Source organism: Streptomyces sp. CB01881 (assembly GCF_002953255.1).
GTDB lineage: Bacteria > Actinomycetota > Actinomycetes > Streptomycetales > Streptomycetaceae > Kitasatospora.
The window spans coordinates 9,310,609-9,312,784 of the sequence record NZ_CP026498.1 but is presented as its reverse complement, the minus strand read 5'-3'; the positions used below and the strand labels follow the sequence as shown (position 1 = coordinate 9,312,784).

Genomic DNA, 2,176 nt, shown 5'->3' with positions numbered 1-2,176 from the left:
GGGGGCCGTGCTGGAGGTCGAAGGGTTGTTGGGCTTCTTGTTCGGCCAGGTGGCGGGCGGTGGTGAGCTGGTGGTCGGCGGGTAGTGCGCCGAGGTCGATGACCGGGAGCGGCATGTCCGGTTCGGGTGCGATGACCTGGCGTGGTTCGCCGTCCTGGCTGGTGAAGGTGGTGCGTAGTGATTCGTGTCGTCGGGTGACCTCGCGCAGTCCGGTGGCGAGGGCGGTGGTGTCCAGGGGGCCTTCCACCCGGACCGCGAGCGGCAGGTTGTAGATGCTGGTACCCGGTTGCAACTGGTCCAGGAACCACAACCGCTGCTGGGCGAACGACAACGGAAGGTCCTGGTCGCGCGGCGCCGGCCGCAGCTCCGGACCGGGCCGGGCGGTGGCCAGCGCCTTCACGGTCTGCTCCGCGAAGGCCGCCGGCGTCGGTGCCTCGAAGAGCGTCCGCAGTGGCACTTCCACCTGGAACAGGCCGGGCAGTCGTGCGATGACCTGCATGGCGAGCAGGGAGTGGCCGCCGAGCGCGAAGAAGTCGGAGTACCGGCCCACCTTCTCCACACCGAGCACGTCGGCCCAGAGCGCGGCCAGCTCGGTTTCGACTCCGGGCAACGGTGCCTCCCCCTGCTGGTCGGCCGCCAGCAGGTTCGGACCGGGTGCCGGCAGGGCCTTGCGGTCGATCTTGCCGTTGGGCGTCAAGGGCAGCTCCGCCAGTGGCATCACAGCGGCCGGGGTCATGTAGTGCGGAAGGCGCGCCGCGCAGTAACGGCGCAGCTCGGCCGGGTCGGCCTCGGCTACCGGGTCGCCCTCGGCCGGGACCGGCGGGACGACGTAGGCGACCAGGCGCTGGTCGCCCGGGGTGTCCTCACGGAGCAGGACGACCGCCGTGTGGACCGTTGGGTGGGTCTTCAGCGTGGCCTCGATCTCGCCGGCCTCGATCCGGAAGCCGCGGAGCTTGATCTGGTGGTCGGTGCGGCCGAGGTAGTCGAGGGTGCCGTCGGCCAGCTGCCGGGCCAGGTCGCCGGTGCGGTAGAGGCGGGCGCCCGCTTCGGTGCTGAACGGGTCCGGCACGAAGCGCTCCGCGGTGAGGGCCGGACGGCCGTGGTACCCGCGGCCGACGCCGACGCCCCCGACGAGGAGTTCGCCCGCCGCGCCGACCGGTACGGGCTGCAGGGCGTCGTCGAGCACGTAGAGCCGGGTGTTGGCGACGGCCTTCCCGATCGGAGTGCGAGAGTCGTCCGTGCCGGGTGAGGTGTGGATCGCGTGGTGCGTGACGTCGTCGGAGCACTCGGTGGGGCCGTAGGCGTTGAGCTGCGGCAGCGCCGGGTAGTGACGCAGCCAGTCGCGGCACAGTTCCGGGGGCAGGGCTTCGCCGGTCAGCACCAGCCAGCGCAGCGCGGCCAGTCCTGGCCGCGCGGAGCCCAGCCGGGCGAGCTCGTCGAGGAGGGCCCTCAGCAGCGAGGGCACGATCTCCAAGACGGTCAGCCGGTCGCCGTCGCTCCGTGCGAGGAGCTGGACCGGGTCGTGCGCGACGGCGTCGGTGTACACCCGCACGGTGCCGCCGGTCAGGAGTGCGGCGAAGAACTGCCAGACCGAGATGTCGAAGCAGGGCGAGGCGGTGGCCGCCACCGTGTCCCGGCCGGTGAGGCCCAGGTCGATGATCTTGGCGTAGAGGTGGTTGACCATGCCGCGCTGCTCGACCATGGCCCCCTTGGGGGCACCGGTGGAACCGGAGGTGTAGATGACGTACGCGAGGTTGCGGGGACCGGCCGGGGCGGGCGGGTCGCCGGCCGGCAGGGCCGAGATTCGCTCGCGCTCCTCGTCGAGGCGCACCACGGGGGCGGTGGGCGCCGGAAGGCGGTCGGTGAAGGGAGTGGTGGTGACCACGACGGAGACCTGAGCGTCGCCCAGCATGTAGGCGATGCGCTCGCCCGACAGGGCCATGTCGATGGGCACGTAGGCGCCGCCGGCCTTGAACACGGCCAGGATCGCGACGATCAGATCGATCGAGCGCTCCAGGCACAGCGCGACCCGTACCTCGGGACCGACGCCGAGCCCACGCAGGTGGTGCGCGAGCCGGTTGGCCTCGGTGTTGAGCTGGTCGTAGGTCAGCTCCCGTTCGTCGTCGCAGAGTGCCACGGCCCCGGGCGTCCGGGAACTCTGCTCCGCGAACAGCTC

The 2,176-nt window shown here is 71.8% G+C and carries 1 protein-coding gene; it reads right to left on the bottom strand.

All coding sequences use genetic code 11. The features are described from left to right. On the bottom strand, positions 1 to 2,176 hold a 2,176-nt coding region (locus tag C2142_RS30355; RefSeq protein WP_162002590.1), incomplete at both ends, for a non-ribosomal peptide synthetase.